Consider the following 21,889-nt stretch of genomic DNA (forward strand, 5'->3'; position numbering starts at 1 on the left):
GGGGCCCCACCCCCCCCCGCGGTCCCCCCCCCCCCCCCCCCCCCCCCCCGCCCCCCCCGGCCCCCCCCGCCCCCCCCCGGGGGGGGGGGGGGGGGGGGGGGCCGGGGCCCCCCCCCCCGCCGTGTTGGTGGTACCGGTGGCAGCGGCGTGAGCAGGGCGGATGCGCCGGTCGCCGAGGCCCGGCCGGGTGGGGCGCCGGTAGCCCGACGGTGGGAAAGACACCCCGAGCGGTAACCGGCCCTTGACGCGGCACCGGCCCGACAGGCACGCTGACACCAGCAAGACCTTCCGCGCTTGCAACGGCCACCACTTGGGTAAGAGGAGCGGCAGCACCACCGCCGTGACACCTGAGCGGCCCGGCAGGACCGTCGCGTTCCGAGCGGCCCGGTTGACCTGTTTTCCGCAGGTCCCGAGGCAAGTTCCGCGACGACCTGCGGGGTGGGCTGGACAGCGGTTAGCCTCTCGGCTACACTGCTAGTTTGCGCTGCCTTCCGTCTTGACCCCTGCTCAGGAATGTCCGATTCCGGCTATTTCTGGTGGGGTCATTGGAGTGCACGCGTACCAGCCGTTCTGCAGCACCGGTCCTCGGAAGGACGCATCTTGGCAGCTTCCCGCCCTGCGAAGACCAGTCGTACGTCGAGCGCATTCGCGCCCCGCCGAGTTTCTTTCGGTCGGATCACCGAACACCTCGAGGTCCCCAACCTCCTCGCCATTCAGAACGAGTCCTTCGACTGGCTCGTCGGCAACGAGGCTTGGCAGGGCCGGTCGGCGGACGACCCGCACGCACGCTCGGGTCTCGCGGAAATCCTCGACGAGATCAGTCCCATTGAGGACTTTTCCGGCACCATGTCGCTTTCCTTCTCGGCGCCGCGCTTCGACGAGGTCAAGGCCTCGATCGAGGAGTGCAAGGAGAAGGACCTGACCTACTGCGCCCCGCTGTTCGTGACCGCGGAGTTCACCAACAACACCACTGGCGAGATCAAGAGCCAGACGGTGTTCATGGGTGACTTCCCGATGATGACGCCGAAGGGCACCTTCATCATCAACGGCACCGAGCGCGTCGTGGTCAGCCAGCTCGTCCGCTCGCCGGGCGTCTACTTCGACAAGCAGCCGGACAAGACCTCCGACCGCGACCTCTCCAGCGTCAAGGTCATCCCGAGTCGGGGTGCCTGGCTGGAGTTCGACATCGACAAGCGCGACACGGTCGGCGTCCGCATCGACCGCAAGCGTCGGCAGGCCGTCACCGTCCTGCTCAAGGCCATCGGGTGGTCCGCGGAGCGGATCCGCGAGAAGTTCGGCTGGTCCGAGCTCATGATGACCACCCTGGAGAAGGACCACATCGCCGGGCAGGACGAGGCGCTGCTGGACATCTACCGCAAGCTCCGTCCGGGCGAGCCGCCGACCCGCGAGAACGCCCAGACCCTGCTCGACAACCTCTTCTTCAACCCGAAGCGGTACGACGTCGCCAAGGTCGGGCGCTACAAGTTCAACAAGAAGCTCGAGCTGGACGTGCCGATCACCACCGGCACGCTGACCGAGGACGACATCGTCGCCACCGTGGAATACCTCTGCCGGCTGCACGCCGGTGAGGAGGGCTACGAGGCCGACGACATCGACCACTTCGGCAACCGGCGCCTGCGGACCGTGGGCGAGCTGATCCAGAACCAGGTCCGGGTCGGCCTGTCCCGGATGGAGCGGGTCGTCCGCGAGCGGATGACCACCCAGGACGTCGAGGCGATCACGCCGCAGACCCTGATCAACATCCGCCCGGTGGTGGCGGCGATCAAGGAGTTCTTCGGCACGTCGCAGCTGTCCCAGTTCATGGACCAGACCAACCCGCTGGCGGGCCTGACCCACCGGCGCCGGCTGAGCGCGCTCGGCCCGGGTGGTCTGTCCCGGGAGCGGGCCGGCTTCGAGGTCCGGGACGTGCACCCGTCCCACTACGGGCGGATGTGCCCGATCGAGACGCCGGAAGGCCCGAACATCGGTCTGATCGGCGCGCTCTCCACCTTCGCCCGGGTCAACCCGTTCGGCTTCATCGAGACGCCGTACCGGAAGGTCATCGACGGTCGGGTCACCGACCAGATCGACTACCTGACCGCGGACGAGGAGGACCGGTTCGTCAAGGCGCAGGCCAACGCCCCGCTGAAGTCCGACGGCACGTTCGCCGAGGACCGCGTGCTCGTCCGCCGTAAGGGCGGCGAGACCGAGGACGTCGCGCCCGGCGCCGTGGACTACATGGACGTCTCGCCGCGCCAGATGACCTCGGTCGCGACCGCGATGATCCCGTTCCTCGAGCACGACGACGCCAACCGCGCGCTGATGGGCGCGAACATGCAGCGCCAGGCGGTGCCGCTGGTCAAGGCCGAGTCGCCGCTGGTCGGCACGGGCATGGAGTACCGCGCGGCCGTGGACGCCGGCGACGTGGTCGTCGCCGAGGTCGGCGGTGTGGTCGAGGACCTGTGCGCGGACTACATCACCGTGCACCAGGACGACGGCCACCGCCGGACGTACCTGCTGCACAAGTTCCGCCGCTCCAACGCCGGCTCCTGCGTCAACCAGAAGCCGGTCGTCTTCGAGGGCGACCGCGTCGAGGCCGGCCAGGTCATCGCCGACGGTCCGTGCACCGACGAGGGCGAGATGGCGCTCGGGCGCAACCTGCTCGTGGCGTTCATGTGCTGGGAGGGCCACAACTACGAGGACGCGATCATCCTGTCGCAGCGCCTCGTGCAGCAGGACGTGCTCACCTCGATCCACATCGAGGAGCACGAGGTCGACGCGCGGGACACCAAGCTCGGCCCGGAGGAGATCACCCGGGACATCCCGAACGTCAGCGAGGAGATGCTCGCCGACCTCGACGAGCGCGGCATCATCCGGATCGGCGCCGAGGTCGTCCCCGGCGACATCCTGGTCGGCAAGGTCACGCCCAAGGGCGAGACCGAGCTGACCCCGGAGGAGCGGCTGCTCCGCGCGATCTTCGGCGAGAAGGCGCGCGAGGTCCGGGACACCTCGCTGAAGGTGCCGCACGGCGAGACCGGCACGGTCATCGGTGTGCGTACCTTCTCCCGCGAGGACGGCGACGAGCTGCCTCCGGGCGTGAACGAGCTGGTCCGGGTCTACGTGGCCCAGAAGCGCAAGATCCAGGACGGTGACAAGCTCGCGGGCCGGCACGGCAACAAGGGCGTCATCTCCAAGATCCTGCCGATCGAGGACATGCCGTTCCTGGAGGACGGCACCCCGGTCGACATCGTGCTGAACCCGCTCGGTGTGCCGTCCCGGATGAACATCGGTCAGGTCCTGGAGACCCACCTCGGGTGGGTGGCCAAGACCGGCTGGAGCGTGGACGGCGACGACGCCGAGTGGAAGCGCCAGCTCCGCTCGATCAACGCGCACGAGTCCGAGCCGGACACCAACGTGGCCACCCCGGTCTTCGACGGTGCCCGCGAGGAGGAGATCTCCGGTCTGCTCGAGTCGACCCTGCCCAACCGGGACGGCAAGCAGCTGATCGGGCGTACCGGCAAGGCGCAGCTGTTCGACGGTCGCTCCGGCGAGCCGCTGCCGGATCCGATCGCGGTCGGCTACGTCTACATCCTGAAGCTCAACCACCTGGTCGACGACAAGATCCACGCCCGGTCGACCGGCCCGTACTCGATGATCACGCAGCAGCCGCTGGGTGGTAAGGCGCAGTTCGGTGGCCAGCGCTTCGGCGAGATGGAGTGCTGGGCCATGCAGGCGTACGGCGCCGCCTACGCCCTGCAGGAGCTGCTGACCATCAAGTCCGACGACGTCCTCGGCCGGGTGAAGGTCTACGAGGCGATCGTCAAGGGCGAGAACATCCCCGAGCCGGGCATCCCGGAGTCGTTCAAGGTGCTGCTCAAGGAGCTGCAGTCGCTGTGCCTCAACGTTGAGGTGCTCTCCAGCGACGGCGTGGCCCTGGAGATGCGCGAGACCGACGACGAGGTGTTCCGGGCGGCGGAGGAGCTGGGCATCGACCTGTCCCGGCGCGAGCCGAGCTCGGTCGAAGAGGTCTGAGGTTGGTGGTTCGGGGGCCGGTTCGCCGGCCCCCGACCCCGCCCGTTAGCTAGGCAGTACAGACGACGACATAGGGGACATAGTGCTCGACGTCAACTTCTTCGACGAGCTGCGCATCGGCCTTGCCACCGCTGACGACATCCGTCAGTGGTCCCACGGCGAGGTCAAGAAGCCCGAGACCATCAACTACCGCACCCTCAAGCCGGAGAAGGACGGGCTCTTCTGCGAGAAGATCTTCGGTCCGCAGCGGGACTGGGAGTGCTACTGCGGTAAGTACAAGCGGGTCCGCTTCAAGGGCATCATCTGCGAGCGCTGCGGCGTCGAGGTGACCCGCTCCAAGGTTCGCCGGGAGCGGATGGGTCACATCGAGCTGGCCGCTCCGGTGACCCACATCTGGTACTTCAAGGGCGTGCCGAGCCGGCTGGGCTACCTGCTGGACCTCGCCCCCAAGGACCTCGAGAAGATCATTTACTTCGCGTCGTACGTCGTGACGAGCGTGGACGCCGAGGCGCGTCACCGCGACCTCTCGACCATCGAGAACGAGATCCTGGCCGAGAAGCGGCAGGCCGAGAACAGCCGCGACTCGGAGATCGAGAAGCGGGCCGCCAAGCTCGAGGCCGACCTGGCCGAGCTGGAGGCCGAGGGCGCGAAGGCGGACGTCCGGCGCAAGGTCAAGGAGGGCGGAGAGCGCGAGATGCGCCAGATCCGCGACCGGGCCCAGCGCGAGATCGACCGGCTCGACGAGGTCCTCGACACCTTCCGCAAGCTCGAGCCGAAGCAGTTGGTCACCGACGAGCTGCTCTACCGAGAGCTGCGCGACCGCTTCGGCGAGTACTTCACCGGCAGCATGGGCGCCGAGGCGATCAAGGCGCTGGTCCAGAACATGGACCTCGACGCCGAGGCCGAGAGCCTGCGCGAGACCATCCGTTCCGGCAAGGGCCAGCGGAAGATCCGGGCGCTCAAGCGACTGAAGGTCGTGGCGGCGTTCCAGAACACCCGCAACTCGCCGCTCGGCATGGTGCTGGACTGCGTCCCGGTCATCCCGCCGGACCTGCGCCCGATGGTGCAGCTCGACGGTGGCCGCTTCGCGACCTCCGACCTGAACGACCTGTACCGCCGCGTGATCAACCGGAACAACCGGCTCAAGCGGCTGATCGACCTCGGCGCGCCCGAGATCATCGTCAACAACGAGAAGCGGATGCTCCAGGAGGCCGTCGACGCGCTGTTCGACAACGGTCGTCGCGGTCGTCCGGTCACCGGTCCGGGCAACCGGCCGCTGAAGTCGCTCTCCGACATGCTCAAGGGCAAGCAGGGCCGGTTCCGCCAGAACCTGCTGGGCAAGCGCGTCGACTACTCCGGCCGTTCGGTCATCGTGGTCGGCCCGAAGCTCAAGCTGCACCAGTGCGGCCTGCCCAAGCAGATGGCGCTGGAGCTGTTCAAGCCGTTCGTGATGAAGCGGCTGGTCGACCTCAACCACGCGCAGAACATCAAGTCCGCCAAGCGGATGGTCGAGCGGCAGCGGCCGGTCGTGTGGGACGTGCTGGAAGAGGTCATCGGCGAGCACCCGGTCCTGCTGAACCGGGCGCCGACCCTGCACCGGCTGGGTATCCAGGCATTCGAGCCGCAGCTGGTCGAGGGCAAGGCCATCCAGATCCACCCGCTGGTCTGCACCGCGTTCAACGCCGACTTCGACGGTGACCAGATGGCGGTCCACGTGCCGCTGTCCGCCGAGGCCCAGGCCGAGGCGCGGATCCTGATGCTGTCGTCGAACAACATCCTCAAGCCGGCCGACGGCAAGCCGGTCACCATGCCCACCCAGGACATGGTCATCGGCCTGTACCACCTCACCCACCTCACTCCGGGGGGCAAGGGCGAGGGCCGGGCGTTCAGCTCGGACGCCGAGGCGCGGATGGCGTACGACAACGGCGAGCTGCACCTGCAGACCCCGGTCAAGATCCGGCTGCGGGACGTCGTCGGGGTCGACAACGGCGCCGGCGCCGAGCCGTGGGTCGCGCCGGAGGGCTGGACCGAGGGCGACACGGTCACCGTGGAGACCACCCTGGGCCGGGTCCTGTTCAACGAGACGCTGCCCCCGGGCTACCGCTTCGTGAACTACGAGATCCGCAAGGGTCAGCTCTCCGCGATCGTCAACGACCTCGCCGAGCGCTTCCCGAAGGTGGCCCTGGCGGCCACCCTGGACGGGCTCAAGGAGGCCGGTTTCCACTGGGCCACCTGGTCCGGCGTCACCATCGGCATGGAGGACGTCATCGCGCCGCCGCGCAAGGCGGAGATCCTGGCCCGGTACGAGACGGAAGCCGACCGGATCGACAAGCAGTACCAGCGTGGTCTGATGACCGCCGAGGAGCGTCGCGGCGAGCTCATCGAGATCTGGACCAAGGCGACCAACGAGGTCGCCAAGGAGATGGACACCGCGCTGCCGCAGGAGAACCCGCTGTGGAAGATGATCAACTCGGGTGCCCGCGGTAACCTGCTCCAGCTCCGGCAGATCGCGGCGATCCGTGGTCTGGTGGCCAACCCCAAGGGCGAGATCATTCCGCGTCCGATCAAGGCCTCGTACCGCGAGGGTCTCTCCGTGCTGGAGTACTTCATCTCCACGCACGGTGCCCGCAAGGGTCTCGCCGACACCGCGCTGCGGACCGCCGACTCGGGTTACCTGACCCGGCGTCTGGTGGACGTGTCGCAGGACGTCATCATCCGCGAGGAGGACTGCGGCACCGACCGCGCCATCCCGATGCAGATCGGCGAGCGGATCGACGGCAAGCTGGTCGTGCACACGCACGCCGAGACCAGCGTGCACGCCCGGACCCTGGCCGACGACATCAAGGGGCCGGACGGCACCGTGGTCGCCGAGCGGGGTCAGGACATCAACTCGATCGGCGTCGACAAGATCGTCGCGGCCGGGGTGGAGACCGTCCGGGTGCGCAGCGTGCTCACCTGCGAGTCGAAGCTGGGCGTCTGCGCGGCCTGCTACGGCCGTTCGCTGCCGACCGGCAAGTCGGTCGACATCGGTGAGGCCGTCGGCATCATCGCCGCCCAGTCCATCGGCGAGCCGGGTACGCAGCTGACGATGCGTACCTTCCACACCGGTGGTGTCGCGGGTGAGGACATCACCCAGGGTCTGCCCCGGGTCCAGGAGATCTTCGAGGCCCGGGTCCCGAAGGGTAAGGCGCCCATCGCCGACACCCCGGGCCGGATCCGGATCGAGGACGGCGAGCGGTCCCGGAAGATCGTGGTGATCCCGGACGACGGCAGCGACGAGATCGTGTACGACAAGATCTCGAAGCGCGTGAAGCTGCGGGCCCACGACGGCGACCACGTCGAGGTCGGCGAGAAGCTCACCGAGGGCACCATCGACCCGCACGAGCTGCTGCGCATCCTCGGCCCGCGCGCGGTCCAGGTCCACCTGACCCAGGAGGTCCAGGAGGTCTACCGCTCGCAGGGTGTGCTCATCCACGACAAGCACATCGAGATCATCATCCGCCAGATGCTCAAGCGGGTGACGGTCATCGACTCCGGCTCGACCGAGTTCCTGCCGGGTGTGCTGGTCGACCGGGCGCTGTTCGAGTCGGAGAACCGCAGGCTCGTCTCCGAGGGCGGCGAGCCCGCCGCGGGTCGCCCGGTGCTGATGGGTATCACCAAGGCCTCGCTGGCCACGGACTCCTGGCTGTCGGCGGCCTCCTTCCAGGAGACCACCCGGGTGCTGACGGACGCGGCGATCCACGCCCGCAGCGACTCGCTGATCGGCCTCAAGGAGAACGTGATCATCGGTAAGCTCATCCCGGCCGGTACGGGCATCAGCAAGTACCGCAACGTCCGGGTCGAGCCGACCGAGGAGGCGAAGGCCAAGGTCTACTCGATGACCGGCTACCCGGAGACCGACTACGGCTTCGGGCCGGCCAGCGGCCAGGCGGTGCCGCTGGACGACTTCGACTTCGGGTCGTACCGCTAAGCAGTAGGAAACGACGAGGCCCCCGGCATCAGCCGGGGGCCTCGTCGCATATCCGGGTGCGCCATATGACGAGAAGTCTCTCGGGCGCCGCGGTGCCGGCGCCGGTCCGTGCGTCGGCGGGACCGGGCGCGGCCGCGCCGGGGCATGATGGTGGGCATGACGACCGCGCCCGGGCAGGTGCCCGTCGCCCAGCAGGGGCCGCGCCATCCGCTCGATCCTGAGCCGGTCCGGTCGACGAAGGCCCGCGCGGTCTTCGCCCTCGGCCTGATCGGGGCGCTGACCGGGTTCTTCATCGGTGGCGTGGTGCCGTCGACCATCGCGCTCATCCTGGCCCGGCAGGCCCGCCGGGAGGCGTACGCCTCGGGCGGTTATCTCACCGGCGGGGACCGGCTGCGGCGGGGGGAGCGGCTGGCGCGGACCGGCCTGGTGCTGGCCGCCACCGCGGTGGTGGCGGCGCTGGTGATCGGGGTGCTCCGGCTCGCCGGCACCCCCTTCGGTCATGACTACGCCCCGAACGTCGACTGATCGCGCGGGGGAGCGTCCCGCGCCCGGCCCCGCCCGCGGCACGCGCGGCGGTAGCCTGGCCCGTGTCCGCCCCCGTGGCGGGTGAGTCACATCGACAGGAGGACCCCGTGACCGAACCGGCCCCACCGCCGGGAGGCGACCCGACCCGGTCCGGCGCCGGATCGGACGCCGTGCCGCCGCCGGGCGCCGACCCGGCCGTTTCGGCGGCCGCCGGTACGTCTCCGGCCGCCAGCCCGTGGGCGGCGCCGGGGGCCGGGTCCGAGCAGGGGCCGGACACCCCCACGGCCACCCCGACGGGGTACCACCCGTCGCCGGTCACCCCGCAGCCCGGGTCGGCCGGGCCCTGGCCGCCCGCCGGGCCGTACCCGCCGGTCCCGTCGTCGAACGCGGGGCCGTACCCGCCGGCCCCGTCGTCGAATGCCGGGCCGAACCCGCCGAACCCGCCGAACCCGCAGGCCCCGTCGTCGAGCGCCGTGCCGTCGCCGCCCGGGGTCCCACCGCATCACGTCGGCCCCGGCCCGGCCGCCGGACCCGGGCCGCACCCCGGCTCGCCGTCGCCCGGCTGGCCGGCGCCCGGGGCGTACCCGGGAAGTCCGGCAGGCCCCGGGGGGCACCCGTATCCGGTGGCGCCCGGCGCGCACCCCGGCGGGCTCTCGCCGTCCGGGCCGCATCCCGGCGGGCAGCCGCCGTCCGGGGCGTACCCGGGAAGTCCGCCGGCGTCCGGCGGCGGGTGGGCGTACCCGGGAAGTCCGCCGGCGTCCGGCGGTGGGTGGGCGGACCGGGGGAGCGCGCCGGTCGGCGGCGGCTGGGGTGGTCCGCCACCCATGGGACCCCGGCCGGCCGCGGTGCCGCCGCCCCCGCGGGAGGCTTCCCGCCCGCCGAAGCGGGTGGATCCGGTGCCGGGCACCCCGTTCGGCGTGGTCCACCTCGACGTGCCCCCGGTGACCTCCGGGCTGGCCGTCGGGGCGCTGACCGCCGGGATCGCCTCGATCCTGGTCTCGCTGCTGGTGTTCTGCTTCGGGATCGCCGGGCCGAACTACGGCGGCGCCTGGGCGGCGGGGGCGTTCACCCTGCTCGGCGGGCTCGCCGGGACCGGCGCGGTGGTCGCGGGGCTGCTGGCCCGCCGGCAGATCCGGCGCCCGGCGCCGCCGCCGGCGGTCCGCTTCACCGGCCGTGGCCTGGCCGTGGCGGGGCTGGTGTGCGGGGCGGTGGGCCTGCTGCTGAGCCTGCTGGGGCTGGCGGTGGCGTTGGTGGTGCAGATCACCTGATCGGTTGCCGGCCGTCCGGTGGCGGGGGTGAACAGGTGTGACGCCGGTGGCCGGCGGGTCGCTGCGCGGGCGGAAGCGGGGCTGCCGGGTCGGCCACGGCCGAAGCCGGTACACTGGTGACTGTAGGTGCCCATCGTGGGCGGGCAGGCACGAGACGATCGGCCGGGGCTGCGACGCAGCTCTCCCGGGCCGCTCCGTTTTGACCTGCGCGGCTGTGGTAGGTACTCTTTCCCCTTGTGCCCGGGCAAGCCCGGGCAATGCGTGCGTGCGTTGGAGCCGGTCAGCCGGTGATCGCGCCGCCGCACGACACAGCCCCAAGATCCGGCGTCGGAGCAGTCCTGTGCCGGTGGCAGCAACACCCGGTACGGCGTGCGAACGACGCACCGGAAACCGTGATCCGGGCGACACGCCCGACCGCGGGTGCTGGGACCCCCGTGAGGTGGCCCTGGTTGGAATGTACGAGAGCCGTCCATCAGGCCGGCTAGAGCAGACGGCGCGGTCGCTTCGCAGCGGCCGAAGGGAGCGGAGAAACCCGGTGCCCACCATTCAGCAGCTGGTCCGAAAGGGCCGCCAGGCCAAGACGACCAAGACCAAGACCCCGGCGCTCAAGGGGTCCCCCCAGCGTCGCGGCGTGTGCACCCGCGTGTACACCACCACCCCGAAGAAGCCGAACTCGGCGCTGCGCAAGGTCGCTCGTGTCAAGCTCAGCAGCCAGATCGAGGTGACCGCCTACATCCCGGGCGTCGGCCACAACCTGCAGGAGCACTCGATCGTGCTCGTTCGCGGTGGTCGTGTGAAGGACCTCCCCGGCGTGCGGTACAAGATCGTTCGCGGCTCGCTGGACACCCAGGGTGTCCGCAACCGCAAGCAGGCGCGCAGCCGTTACGGCGCGAAGAAGGAGAAGAGCTGACATGCCGCGTAAGGGACCCGCTCCGCGGCGGCCGCTGGTCGCTGACCCGGTGTACAACTCGCCGCTGGTCACCCAGCTGGTGAACAAGATCCTCATGCGCGGCAAGCGCCAGCTCGCCGAGCGCATCGTGTACGCGGCCCTGGAGGGCTGCCGCGAGAAGTCCGGCACCGATCCCGTCGTCACGCTGAAGCGCGCGATGGACAACGTGAAGCCGACGCTCGAGGTGCGCAGCCGCCGGGTCGGTGGCGCCACCTACCAGGTGCCGGTCGAGGTCCGTCCGGCCCGCGCGACCACCCTCGGCCTGCGCTGGCTGGTGACCTACTCCAAGGCCCGTCGCGAGAAGACCATGGTCGAGCGGCTGATGAACGAGCTGCTGGACGCGAGCAACGGCCTCGGTGCCGCCGTGAAGCGGCGCGAGGACACCCACAAGATGGCCGAGTCCAACAAGGCCTTCGCGCACTACCGCTGGTAACACCTGAGGTTCCGGCGCCCACCAGGCGCCGGAACCGCCACCAGTTGTGTCTAGACGACGATAAGTAGGGATTGAAGTGGCCGCCGCAGACGCGCTCGCCAACGTACGCAACATCGGCATCATGGCGCACATCGATGCCGGTAAGACCACTACCACCGAGCGGATCCTGTTCTACACCGGCATCACGTACAAGATCGGTGAGGTCCACGAGGGCGCTGCCGTCATGGACTGGATGGAGCAGGAGCAGGAGCGCGGTATCACCATCACTTCCGCCGCCACGAAGTGCGAGTGGAAGGGCCACACGATCCAGATCATCGACACGCCCGGCCACGTCGACTTCACGGTTGAGGTGGAGCGGTCGCTGCGCGTTCTGGACGGTGCGGTCGCGGTCTACGACGGTGTCGCCGGCGTGGAGCCGCAGACGGAGAACGTCTGGCGCCAGGCGGACAAGTACCACGTCCCCCGGATGTGCTTCGTCAACAAGCTCGACCGGACCGGTGCCGACTTCTTCCGCTGCGTGCAGATGATGATCGACCGGCTCAACGCCACCCCGCTGGTGCTCCAGGTGCCGATCGGCGCCGAGTCCGACTTCATCGGCGTCGTCGACCTGATCAGCATGCGCGCCCTCACCTGGCGCGGGGAGACCCAGAAGGGTGAGGACTACGCGATCGAGGAGGTGCCGGCCGACCTGGTCGACACCGCCAACGAGTGGCGCGAGAAGCTGCTCGAGACGCTGGCCGACGTCGACGACTCGGTGATGGAGAAGTACCTCGAGGGCGAGGACATCTCGGTCGAGGACATCCAGGCCGCGATCCGCCGCGCCACCATCGGTGGCAAGGCCAACCCGGTGCTCTGCGGTACCGCGTTCAAGAACAAGGGCATCCAGCCCATGCTCGACGCGGTGGTCGCCTACCTGCCGTCGCCGCTGGACATCCCGGCCATCGAGGGCACCGCGACCGACGGCGAGACCCCGCTGCAGCGGAAGCCGTCCATCTCGGAGCCCTTCTCCGGCCTGGCCTTCAAGATCCAGACCGACAAGCACCTCGGCAAGCTCACCTACGTCCGGGTCTACTCCGGCGTGGTCGAGTCCGGGTCCCAGGTGGTCAACTCCACCAAGGACCGCAAGGAGCGGATCGGCAAGATCTACCAGATGCACGCCAACAAGCGGGAGGAGCGCAGCTCCGCCAAGGCTGGCGACATCATCGCGGTCCAGGGTCTGAAGCAGACCACCACCGGTGACACCCTGTGCGACCCGGCGAACCCGGTCATCCTCGAGTCGATGACCTTCCCGGAGCCGGTCATCGAGGTGGCCATCGAGCCGAAGACCAAGGCCGACCAGGAGAAGCTCAGCACCGCCATCCAGCGGCTGGCCGAGGAGGACCCGACCTTCCGCGTCAAGCTGGACGAGGAGACCGGCCAGACGGTCATCTCCGGCATGGGCGAGCTGCACCTGGACATCCTGGTCGACCGGATGCGCCGCGAGTTCAACGTCGAGGCGAACATCGGTAAGCCGCAGGTGGCGTACCGCGAGACCATCCGCCGCAAGGTGGACAAGGTCGAGTACACCCACAAGAAGCAGACCGGTGGTTCCGGCCAGTACGCCCGGGTCATCATCAGCCTGGAGCCGCTGCCGCTGGACAACGACTCGCCGACCTACGAGTTCGCGAACGCCGTCACCGGTGGCCGTATCCCCCGGGAGTTCATCCCGTCGGTGGACGCGGGCGCCCAGGACGCCATGCAGTACGGCATTCTCGCCGGCTTCCCGCTGGTGGGTGTCAAGCTGACGCTGGTGGACGGTCAGTACCACGAGGTCGACTCGTCCGAGATGGCGTTCAAGATCGCCGGCTCGATGGCGATGAAGGAGGCGGCCCGCAAGGCCGACCCCGCGCTGCTCGAGCCGATGATGGCCGTTGAGGTCACCACTCCTGAGGAGAACATGGGTGACGTCATCGGCGACCTCAACTCCCGCCGCGGCATCATCCAGGCGATGGAGGAGCGCAGCGGCGCCCGCATCGTCCGGGCCCTGGTGCCGTTGTCGGAGATGTTCGGCTACGTCGGCGACCTGCGGTCGAAGACCCAGGGCCGGGCTAGCTACAGCATGCAGTTCGACTCCTACGCCGAGGTTCCGCAGAGCGTCGCGAAGGAGATCATCGCCAAGGCAACGGGCGAGTAGCGCCCTGAGCAGGTGATTCGTGGTTGGTCGCGGGAGGGTTCGCCCGCCCGCGGCCACCACGATCGGATCGCGTGAGACCGGGCCTGTAGGCTTCATCGCCGCAGAACCCACCAAGGCTCTCCGGCCGTCAGGCCGGAAAGGCTGTCGACAGAGTCCTAAGCGCCGACCGGCGCGCCGGGCGTACGAACCAAGAAGTCCACAGGAGGACACCAGTGGCGAAGGCTAAGTTCGAGCGGACTAAGCCGCACGTCAACATCGGCACCATTGGTCACATCGACCACGGTAAGACGACGCTGACGGCGGCCATCACCAAGGTCCTGCACGACCAGTACCCGGACCTGAACCCCTACACGCCGTTCGACGAGATCGACAAGGCGCCGGAGGAGAAGGCCCGCGGCATCACGATCTCGATCGCGCACGTCGAGTACCAGACCGAGGCGCGGCACTACGCGCACGTCGACTGCCCCGGTCACGCCGACTACATCAAGAACATGATCACCGGTGCCGCGCAGATGGACGGCGCGATCCTGGTGGTGGCGGCGACCGACGGCCCGATGCCGCAGACCCGCGAGCACGTGCTGCTGGCCCGTCAGGTTGGTGTGCCGTACATCGTCGTGGCGCTCAACAAGAGCGACATGGTCGACGACGAGGAGCTCCTGGAGCTCGTCGAGCTCGAGGTCCGCGAGCTGCTCTCCTCGCAGGAGTACCCGGGTGACGACCTGCCGGTCGTCCGGGTCTCGGCGCTGAAGGCCCTCGAGGGCGACCCGGAGTGGACCACGAAGCTCCTGGACCTGATGAACGCTGTCGACACCGCGATTCCGCAGCCGGAGCGCGAGACCGACAAGCCGTTCCTCATGCCGATCGAGGACGTCTTCACGATCACCGGCCGCGGCACCGTGGTCACCGGTCGCGCCGAGCGCGGCATCCTCAAGCCGAACGAGGAGGTGGAGATCGTCGGTATCCGCGAGAAGTCGCAGAAGACGGTCTGCACCGGCATCGAGATGTTCCGCAAGCTGCTCGACGAGGCCCGCGCGGGTGAGAACGTCGGTCTGCTGCTGCGCGGCATCAAGCGCGAGGACGTCGAGCGCGGCATGGTCGTCATCAAGCCGGGCACCACGACCCCGCACACGGAGTTCGAGGCGACGGTCTACATCCTCTCCAAGGAGGAGGGCGGCCGGCACACCCCGTTCTTCCAGAACTACCGTCCGCAGTTCTACTTCCGGACCACGGACGTCACCGGCGTCGTCACGCTGCCCGAGGGCACCGAGATGGTCATGCCGGGCGACAACACCACGATGACCGTGAAGCTGATCCAGCCCATCGCGATGGAGGAGAACCTCAAGTTCGCGATCCGGGAGGGTGGCCGTACGGTCGGCGCGGGTCGCGTCACCAAGATCATCAAGTGAGCTGGGTAACCCCGATTAGCGTCGCCGCCGGTCGTGCGGCATACTAGTCAGGTTGCGTAACGACGGTTAGTCGCCTGCGTCCGGTGCAAGCTGGACCTCCGGGCCGACAAACAGTCGCGCGTCGGGTGGTTGATCGCCCAAGGGCGGTCAACCACCCTCGCACGGCGTTCAGGTCGCGGTGATCGCGGCCGGCGCCATGACCCACCGCGTGGTCAGAGAATCGCTCCGGAGTCCCGGGGCGGAGCCTGGCCCACGGGCGCGACACGCCCGACCGCGGGGGTCGGCGGAAGTGGGCCTGTACCAGCCGGTACAGGTGCCCGCAACACAGCGGCATCGAGAGAAGGAACAGAAGCCACCATGGCGGGACAGAAGATCCGCATCCGGCTCAAGGCCTATGACCACGAGGTCGTCGACTCCTCGGCTCGGAAGATCGTCGAGACGGTGACGCGTACCGGGGCGCAGGTCGCTGGCCCGGTGCCGCTGCCCACGGAGATCAACCGTTTCTGCGTCATCCGCTCGCCGCACAAGTACAAGGACTCGCGCGAGCACTTCGAGATGCGTACGCACAAGCGTCTGATCGACATCATCGACCCGACCCCGAAGACGGTCGACTCGCTCATGCGCCTCGACCTGCCGGCTGGCGTCGACATCGAGATCAAGCTGTAGGGACCGGACAAATGGACAGGCAAGTCAAGGGGATCCTGGGCGCAAAGCTCGGCATGACCCAGGTCTGGGACAACAACAAGGTTGTCCCGGTGACCGTGGTTCAGGCCGGCCCCTGCGTCATCAGCCAGGTTCGTAGCGCCGAGAAGGACGGTTACTCCGCGGTCCAGCTGGCGTACGGCACGATCGACCCGCGCAAGGTCAAGAAGCCGATCAGCGGGCACTACGCGAAGGCGGACGTCGCGCCGCGCCGGCACATCGTCGAGCTGCGGACCACGGACGCCGCGGACTACTCGCTGGGCCAGGAGGTCACGGTCGAGGAGTTCCCGGCCGGCGTCACCATCGACGTCACCGGCAAGACCAAGGGCAAGGGCTACGCCGGCCCGATGAAGCGGCACGGCTTCCACGGTCTGCGCGCCAGCCACGGTGTGGAGCGCAAGCACCGTTCGCCGGGCTCCATCGGCGCCTGCGCGACCCCGGGTCGCGTCTTCAAGGGCACCCGGATGGCGGGTCGGATGGGTGGCGTGCGCTACACCGTCCAGAACCTGACGGTCCAGGCGGTCGACACCGAGAACAACCTCCTGCTCGTCCGCGGTGCCATCCCCGGCCCCAAGGGCGCGCTGGTCCTGGTCCGTACCGCGGCCAAGGCCAAGGTGAAGAAGGGCGGTGCGGCCAAGTGACCACCGTTGACGTCCGCAACGTCGAAGGCGCCAAGAGCGGCTCCGTCGAGCTGCCGGCCGACATCTTCGACGTCCAGGCCAACATCGCGCTGATGCACCAGGTCGTGGTGGCTCAGCTCGCGGCGGCCCGGCAGGGCACGCACAAGGTCAAGACCCGCGGCGAGGTCTCCGGTGGAGGCAAGAAGCCGTACAAGCAGAAGGGCACCGGTCGGGCCCGCCAGGGCTCGATCCGCGCGCCGCAGTTCGCCGGCGGTGGCGTGGTCCACGGCCCGGTGCCGCGCGACTACAGCCAGCGCACCCCGAAGAAGATGAAGGCCGCCGCCCTGCGTGGCGCCCTCTCCGACCGGGCGCGCGCCGGCCAGGTGCACGTCGTCGAGGCGTTCGTCTCGGGCGAGAAGCCGTCGACCAAGGCCGCGCTGGCCACGCTGGCGAAGCTGACCGAGGCGCGGCGCGTCCTGGTCGTGCTGAGCAGCACCGACGAGCTGAACTGGGTGTCGCTGCGCAACGAGCCGCGGGTGCACCTGATCGAGGCCGGCCAGCTCAACACGTACGACGTGCTGGTGGCCGACGACGTGGTCTTCACCAAGGAGGCCCTGGACGAGTTCCTGGGCGTTCCCGCCGAGACCACCGAGGAGGGTGGCAAGTGAGCACGATTGCCGATCCGCGCGACATCATCGTGGCGCCGGTCGTCTCGGAGAAGAGCTACAGCGAGCTGAACCGGAACTGGTACACCTTCCTGGTGCACCCGGACGCGAACAAGACCCAGATCAAGATCGCTATCCAGCAGATCTTCAACGTCCGCGTCCTGACGGTGAACACGCTCAACCGCGAGGGCAAGCGCAAGCGCACCAAGACCGGCTTCGGTCAGCGCAAGGCCACCAAGCGGGCGATCGTGAAGCTGGCTGACGGTGACCGTATCGAGGCCTTCGGCGGCCCGGTCAGCTGAGGGGTGTAGACAATGGCTATCCGTAAGTACAAGCCGACGACGCCGGGCCGGCGTGGCTCGAGCGTCGCCGACTTCGCTGAGATCACCCGGTCGACGCCCGAGAAGTCGCTGCTGGCTCCGCTGCCGAAGAAGGGCGGACGCAACGCCCACGGCCGGATCACCACCCGGCACCACGGTGGCGGCCACAAGCGCCAGTACCGTCTGATCGACTTCAAGCGGGTCGACAAGGACGGCGTGCCGGCGAAGGTCGCCCACATCGAGTACGACCCGAACCGCACCGCGCGTATCGCGCTGCTGCACTACGCCGACGGCGAGAAGCGCTACATCATCGCGCCGAAGGACCTGAAGCAGGGCGACGCCGTCGAGTCGGGCCCGGGCGCCGACATCAAGCCGGGCAACAACCTGCCGCTGCGCAACATCCCGGTGGGTACCACCATCCACAACGTGGAGCTGCGTCCGGGCGGCGGCGCCAAGCTGGCCCGCTCGGCCGGCGTCGGCATCCAGCTGCTCGGCCGGGAGGGCGCGTACGCGACCCTGCGCATGCCGTCCGGTGAGATCCGGCGCGTGGACGTGCGCTGCCGCGCCAGCATCGGCGAGATCGGCAACGCCGACCAGTCGAACATCAACTGGGGTAAGGCCGGCCGGATGCGGTGGAAGGGCAAGCGCCCGACCGTCCGTGGTGTCGCCATGAACCCGGTCGACCACCCGCACGGTGGTGGTGAGGGTAAGACCTCTGGTGGTCGCCACCCGGTGAACCCGCAGGGTAAGCCCGAGGGCCGCACCCGTCGTAAGGGCCAGCCGAGCGACCGGCTGATCGTCCGCCGCCGCTACGCCACGCGTAAGCGCGGCTGAGGGAGATAGAGCATGCCTCGCAGCCTGAAGAAGGGCCCGTTCGTCGACGACCACCTGCTCAAGAAGGTGGAGACGCAGAACGACAAGGGCTCGAAGAACGTCATCAAGACCTGGTCGCGGCGCTCGACGATCATCCCCGAGATGCTGGGGCACACGATCGCCGTGCACGACGGACGCAAGCACGTCCCGGTGTTCGTGACCGAGGCCATGGTCGGGCACAAGCTCGGCGAGTTCGCGCTGACCCGCACGTTCAAGGGTCACGAGAAGGACGACCGGAAGAGCCGCCGGCGCTGACGCCGCGGGCATACGGATAGAGGAACAAGGGGTTACAGCGATGCCAGTAAAGGGCGACGCTCCGGTGCTTCCGGGCGCGCGGGCGGTTGCGCGGCACGTGCGCATCTCGCCGATGAAGGCGCGCCGGGTGGTCAACCTCGTCCGCGGCCTGCCCGCGAAGGAGGCGCTCACGGTGCTGCAGTTCGCGCCGCAGGCTGCGAGCGAGCAGGTGTACAAGGTGCTCGCGAGCGCGATCGCCAACGCGGAGAACAACGAGCGGCTGGACCCCGACGCGCTGCTCGTCAGCGAGGCGTTCGTCGACGAGGGCCCGACGATGAAGCGGTTCCGGCCGCGGGCGCAGGGCCGGGCGTACCGGATCCGCAAGCGGACCTGCCACATCACCGTGGCGGTCGAGGCGGTGGCGCCGGCCGCGCCGAAGAAGTCGGCCAAGAAGGCCGCGCCGGCGAAGAAGGCCGAGTCGGCCGACCAGGCCGGGACGGCTGAGGGGCAGAGCACGACGGAGGGTGCCGAGTAATGGGTCAGAAGGTTCACCCCACTGGGTTCCGGCTCGGCATCTCGACCGACTGGAAGTCCCGCTGGTTCGCGGACAAGCTCTACAAGGACTACATCGGCGAGGACGTCAAGATCCGCCGGATGATGTCCAAGGGCCTGGAGCGCGCGGGCATTTCCAAGGTCGACATCGAGCGCACCCGGGACCGGGTCCGGGTCGACATCCACACCGCCCGGCCGGGCATCGTCATCGGCCGGAAGGGTGCGGAGGCCGACCGGATCCGGGGCGAGCTGGAGAAGCTCACCGGCAAGCAGGTTCAGCTGAACATCATCGAGGTGAAGAGCCCCGAGTCGGACGCGCAGCTGGTCGCCCAGGGCGTCGCCGAGCAGCTGTCCAGCCGGGTCAGCTTCCGTCGGGCCATGCGCAAGGCGATGCAGTCCGCGATGAAGAACCCGGTCTGCAAGGGCATCCGGGTCCAGGTCTCGGGTCGCCTCGGCGGCGCCGAGATGAGCCGGACCGAGTTCTACCGCGAGGGCCGGGTTCCGCTGCACACGCTGCGGGCCAACATCGAGTACGGCTTCTTCGAGGCCCGTACCACCTTCGGCCGGATCGGCGTGAAGGTCTGGATCTACAAGGGCGACGCCGTCCCGGGCCGTGAGGCCCAGGCCGAGGCCGCCCCGTCGCGCGGCCCGCGCCGCGACCGCGGTGACCGGCCGGAGCGGCCGCGCCGTGGCCGGTCGGGCTCGTCCGGTACGACCGCCGGTGGCACCGAGGCCGGCCGCGCTGCCGCGACCACCATCGCGCAGCAGGCGGAGACGCCGGCCGGTGAGCCGGTCGACGGCGCTGCGGTCGCCGCGGCAGCCTCGGCTCCGGCGGCTACCCAGCCGGCAGAAACGCAGCAGGAGGGCTGACAGATGCTGATGCCGCGCAAGCCCCCGAAGGGCTTCCGCAAGCCGCACCACCCGGACCGCCACGGCGCGTCCAAGGGCGGTAACCGGGTGGTGTTCGGCGAGTTCGGGATCCAGGCTCTCGAGCCGGCGTACGTGACCAACCGGCAGATCGAGTCGGCGCGTATCGCGATGACCCGGCACATCAAGCGTGGTGGCAAGGTCTGGATCACGATCTTCCCGGACCAGGCCCTCACCAAGAAGCCGGCGGAAACCCGGATGGGTTCCGGTAAGGGTTCGCCCGAGTGGTGGGTCGCCAACGTCAAGCCGGGGCGGGTCCTCTTCGAGATGTCCTTCCCCAACGAGCAGATCGCGCGAGAGGCGATGCGTCGCGCGATCCACAAGCTCCCGATGAAGTGCCGCATTGTTACGCGCGAAGTGGGTGAATCCTGATGGCAGCGGGCGTCAAGGCCTCCGAGCTGCGTGAGCTCTCCGAGGAGGAGCTGGTCACGAAGCTGCGCGAGGCGAAGGCGGAGCTGTTCAACCTCCGCGTGCAGGCCGCAACCGGGCAGCTGGACAACAACCGGCGGCTGCAGGTCATCCGTCGGGAGATCGCCCGGATCTACACGATCATGCGTGAGCGTGAGCTGGGTCTCTCGGCCGCGCCGACTGAGGTGACTGCATCATGAGTGAGAACACCACCACTACCGCCGCCGCGCGGGCCCGCCGCAAGGTGCGTGAGGGCCTCGTGGTCAGCGACAAGATGGACAAGACCGTCGTGGTCGAGGTCGAGGACCGGGTCAAGCACGCGCTGTACGGCAAGATCATGCGCCGGACCCGCAAGCTGAAGGTGCACGACGAGCAGAACTCGGCCGGCATCGGCGACCGGGTCCTGATCATGGAGACCCGGCCGCTCTCCGCCACCAAGCGGTGGCGGCTCGTGGAGATCCTCGAGAAGGCCAAGTAGCGAAGGCTCGAGCTCGGCCGGGATCGGTCGGGCGCAGGTTCCGCCAGGCTCCGGCCGCCCCCGGGCGGCCGGAGAACCGGCAGACATAGGAGATAGACGTGATTCAGCAGGAGTCGCGACTGCGCGTCGCCGACAACACGGGTGCCCGGGAGATCCTGTGCATCCGCGTTCTCGGTGGCTCCGGTCGGCGCTACGCGAGCATCGGCGACGTCATCGTGGCCACGGTCAAGGACGCGATCCCCGGTGCCGGTGTGAAGAAGGGCGACGTCGTCAAGGCGGTCGTCGTTCGCACCGCCAAGGAGAGGCGGCGGCCGGACGGGTCGTACATCCGCTTCGACGAGAACGCCGCCGTCATCATCAAGGACGGCGGGGACCCGCGCGGTACCCGCATCTTCGGCCCGGTGGGTCGTGAGCTGCGGGACAAGCGGTTCATGAAGATCATCTCTCTCGCGCCGGAGGTGTTGTGACCGTGAAGGTCAAGAAGGGCGACACGGTCGTCGTCATCGCCGGCAAGGACAAGGGTGCCAAGGGCAAGGTCATCGCGGCCTACCCGCGGCAGGACAAGATCCTGGTCGAGGGCGTGAACCGGGTCAAGAAGCACACCCGCATCAGCACCACCCAGCGTGGCGCCAAGACCGGTGGCATCGTCACCCAGGAGGCCCCGATCCACGTCTCGAACGTGATGGTCGTGGACTCCGACGGCAAGCCGACCCGTGTCGGTTACCGGATCGACGACAACGGCCAGAAGGTCCGCATCGCGCGTAGCACCGGTAAGGACCTGTGATGACCACGGCTACCGAAACCAAGACCATGCCGCGCCTCAAGGAGCGGTACCGCAACGAGATCGTGGCCCAGCTGCGCGAGCAGTACCAGTACGGCAACGCCATGCAGGTGCCGCGGCTGGTCAAGATCGTCGTCAACATGGGTGTCGGCGAGGCCGCTCGGGACGCCAAGCTCATCGACGGCGCCGTCCGCGACCTGGCCACCATCACCGGCCAGAAGCCGCAGGTGCGGCGGGCGACCAAGTCGATCGCGCAGTTCAAGCTGCGCGAGGGCATGCCGATCGGCGCGAAGGTCACCCTGCGCGGCGACCGGATGTGGGAGTTCCTGGACCGGCTGCTGTCCATCGCGCTGCCGCGTATCCGCGACTTCCGCGGCCTGGACGGGCGCAAGCTCGACGGGCACGGCAACTACACGTTCGGTCTGACCGAGCAGTCGGTGTTCCACGAGATCGATCAGGACAAGATCGATCGCCAGCGGGGCATGGACATCACGGTGGTCACGACCGCCACGACCGACGACGAGGGCCGGGCGCTGCTCAAGCTCCTGGGCTTCCCGTTCAAGGAGAACTGAG

At 69.0% G+C, this 21,889-nt stretch carries 22 protein-coding genes; all 22 read left to right on the top strand.

The window, feature by feature from the left end:
• The first annotated feature begins 600 nt into the window (after window positions 1–600).
• The 22 genes from ACIBPB_RS16130 to rplE all read left to right on the top strand — a co-directional run bounded on the left by ACIBPB_RS16130 (window position 601) and on the right by rplE (window position 21,888).
• A complete protein-coding gene (locus ACIBPB_RS16130) occupies window positions 601–4,032 on the top strand; it encodes a DNA-directed RNA polymerase subunit beta (protein ID WP_357314329.1) in 3,432 nt (1,143 codons plus the stop codon).
• Between the two features lie 82 nt (window positions 4,033–4,114).
• Window positions 4,115–8,002: a DNA-directed RNA polymerase subunit beta' gene (locus tag ACIBPB_RS16135; RefSeq protein WP_396840374.1), complete on the top strand. Its 3,888-nt coding sequence runs from the start codon at window positions 4,115–4,117 to the stop codon at window positions 8,000–8,002.
• Between the two features lie 156 nt (window positions 8,003–8,158).
• Window positions 8,159–8,527, top strand: coding sequence for a hypothetical protein (locus ACIBPB_RS16140; RefSeq protein WP_396840375.1), 369 nt, complete (start codon window positions 8,159–8,161; stop codon window positions 8,525–8,527).
• 887 nt (window positions 8,528–9,414) lie between these two features.
• Window positions 9,415–9,795: a hypothetical protein gene (locus ACIBPB_RS16145; RefSeq protein ID WP_396840592.1), complete on the top strand. Its 381-nt coding sequence runs from the start codon at window positions 9,415–9,417 to the stop codon at window positions 9,793–9,795.
• A 535-nt stretch (window positions 9,796–10,330) separates the two neighbouring features.
• The gene (rpsL, locus tag ACIBPB_RS16150; protein WP_007465318.1) at window positions 10,331–10,705 is read left to right on the top strand and encodes a 30S ribosomal protein S12; all 375 of its coding nucleotides are present in this window, start codon (window positions 10,331–10,333) and stop codon (window positions 10,703–10,705) included.
• 1 nt (window position 10,706) lies between these two features.
• Window positions 10,707–11,177 carry a 30S ribosomal protein S7 gene (rpsG, locus tag ACIBPB_RS16155; protein ID WP_357314322.1) on the top strand — a complete coding sequence of 157 codons (471 nt, stop codon included), beginning with the start codon at window positions 10,707–10,709 and terminating at the stop codon, window positions 11,175–11,177.
• A gap of 76 nt (window positions 11,178–11,253) precedes the next feature.
• On the top strand, window positions 11,254–13,350 hold the full coding sequence (fusA, locus tag ACIBPB_RS16160; RefSeq protein ID WP_396840376.1) for an elongation factor G: 2,097 nt from the start codon (window positions 11,254–11,256) through the stop codon (window positions 13,348–13,350).
• A gap of 212 nt (window positions 13,351–13,562) precedes the next feature.
• On the top strand, window positions 13,563–14,756 hold the full coding sequence (tuf, locus tag ACIBPB_RS16165; protein WP_357314318.1) for an elongation factor Tu: 1,194 nt from the start codon (window positions 13,563–13,565) through the stop codon (window positions 14,754–14,756).
• Between the two features lie 357 nt (window positions 14,757–15,113).
• A complete protein-coding gene (rpsJ, locus tag ACIBPB_RS16170) occupies window positions 15,114–15,422 on the top strand; it encodes a 30S ribosomal protein S10 (protein WP_007073037.1) in 309 nt (102 codons plus the stop codon).
• Between the two features lie 11 nt (window positions 15,423–15,433).
• Window positions 15,434–16,099, top strand: coding sequence for a 50S ribosomal protein L3 (gene rplC, locus ACIBPB_RS16175; protein ID WP_396840377.1), 666 nt, complete (start codon window positions 15,434–15,436; stop codon window positions 16,097–16,099).
• Window positions 16,096–16,746, top strand: coding sequence for a 50S ribosomal protein L4 (rplD, locus tag ACIBPB_RS16180; RefSeq protein WP_357314314.1), 651 nt, complete (start codon window positions 16,096–16,098; stop codon window positions 16,744–16,746). Before rplC ends, rplD begins: the two co-directional genes overlap by 4 nt.
• Entirely contained in the window at window positions 16,743–17,045 is a 303-nt protein-coding gene (rplW, locus tag ACIBPB_RS16185) for a 50S ribosomal protein L23 (protein ID WP_357314312.1), read from the top strand. Before rplD ends, rplW begins: the two co-directional genes overlap by 4 nt.
• A gap of 12 nt (window positions 17,046–17,057) precedes the next feature.
• The gene (rplB, locus tag ACIBPB_RS16190; RefSeq protein WP_046567215.1) at window positions 17,058–17,897 is read left to right on the top strand and encodes a 50S ribosomal protein L2; all 840 of its coding nucleotides are present in this window, start codon (window positions 17,058–17,060) and stop codon (window positions 17,895–17,897) included.
• Between the two features lie 12 nt (window positions 17,898–17,909).
• The gene (rpsS, locus tag ACIBPB_RS16195) at window positions 17,910–18,191 is read left to right on the top strand and encodes a 30S ribosomal protein S19 (protein ID WP_007073032.1); all 282 of its coding nucleotides are present in this window, start codon (window positions 17,910–17,912) and stop codon (window positions 18,189–18,191) included.
• Window positions 18,192–18,231: 40 nt separating this feature from the next.
• A complete protein-coding gene (rplV, locus tag ACIBPB_RS16200) occupies window positions 18,232–18,705 on the top strand; it encodes a 50S ribosomal protein L22 (RefSeq protein WP_396840379.1) in 474 nt (157 codons plus the stop codon).
• Window positions 18,705–19,592 carry a 30S ribosomal protein S3 gene (gene rpsC, locus ACIBPB_RS16205; protein ID WP_396840380.1) on the top strand — a complete coding sequence of 296 codons (888 nt, stop codon included), beginning with the start codon at window positions 18,705–18,707 and terminating at the stop codon, window positions 19,590–19,592. Before rplV ends, rpsC begins: the two co-directional genes overlap by 1 nt.
• Before the next feature lie 3 nt (window positions 19,593–19,595).
• Window positions 19,596–20,021 carry a 50S ribosomal protein L16 gene (gene rplP, locus ACIBPB_RS16210; protein ID WP_073834927.1) on the top strand — a complete coding sequence of 142 codons (426 nt, stop codon included), beginning with the start codon at window positions 19,596–19,598 and terminating at the stop codon, window positions 20,019–20,021.
• A complete protein-coding gene (rpmC, locus tag ACIBPB_RS16215; protein WP_007073028.1) occupies window positions 20,021–20,257 on the top strand; it encodes a 50S ribosomal protein L29 in 237 nt (78 codons plus the stop codon). Before rplP ends, rpmC begins: the two co-directional genes overlap by 1 nt.
• Window positions 20,254–20,535 (top strand): 30S ribosomal protein S17, encoded by a 282-nt coding sequence (gene rpsQ, locus ACIBPB_RS16220; protein WP_357314303.1) that lies wholly within the window; start codon window positions 20,254–20,256, stop codon window positions 20,533–20,535. Before rpmC ends, rpsQ begins: the two co-directional genes overlap by 4 nt.
• A 98-nt stretch (window positions 20,536–20,633) precedes the next feature.
• A complete protein-coding gene (gene rplN / locus ACIBPB_RS16225) occupies window positions 20,634–21,002 on the top strand; it encodes a 50S ribosomal protein L14 (protein WP_007465279.1) in 369 nt (122 codons plus the stop codon).
• On the top strand, window positions 20,999–21,319 hold the full coding sequence (rplX, locus tag ACIBPB_RS16230; RefSeq protein WP_357314299.1) for a 50S ribosomal protein L24: 321 nt from the start codon (window positions 20,999–21,001) through the stop codon (window positions 21,317–21,319). Before rplN ends, rplX begins: the two co-directional genes overlap by 4 nt.
• Window positions 21,319–21,888: a 50S ribosomal protein L5 gene (gene rplE, locus ACIBPB_RS16235; protein WP_357314297.1), complete on the top strand. Its 570-nt coding sequence runs from the start codon at window positions 21,319–21,321 to the stop codon at window positions 21,886–21,888. The genes rplX and rplE overlap by 1 nt, the downstream gene beginning before the upstream one ends.
• The last annotated feature ends 1 nt before the right edge of the window (window position 21,889 follow it).

The organism is Micromonospora sp. NPDC049836, from assembly GCF_044465125.1.
In the GTDB taxonomy this organism is placed as follows: domain Bacteria; phylum Actinomycetota; class Actinomycetes; order Mycobacteriales; family Micromonosporaceae; genus Micromonospora.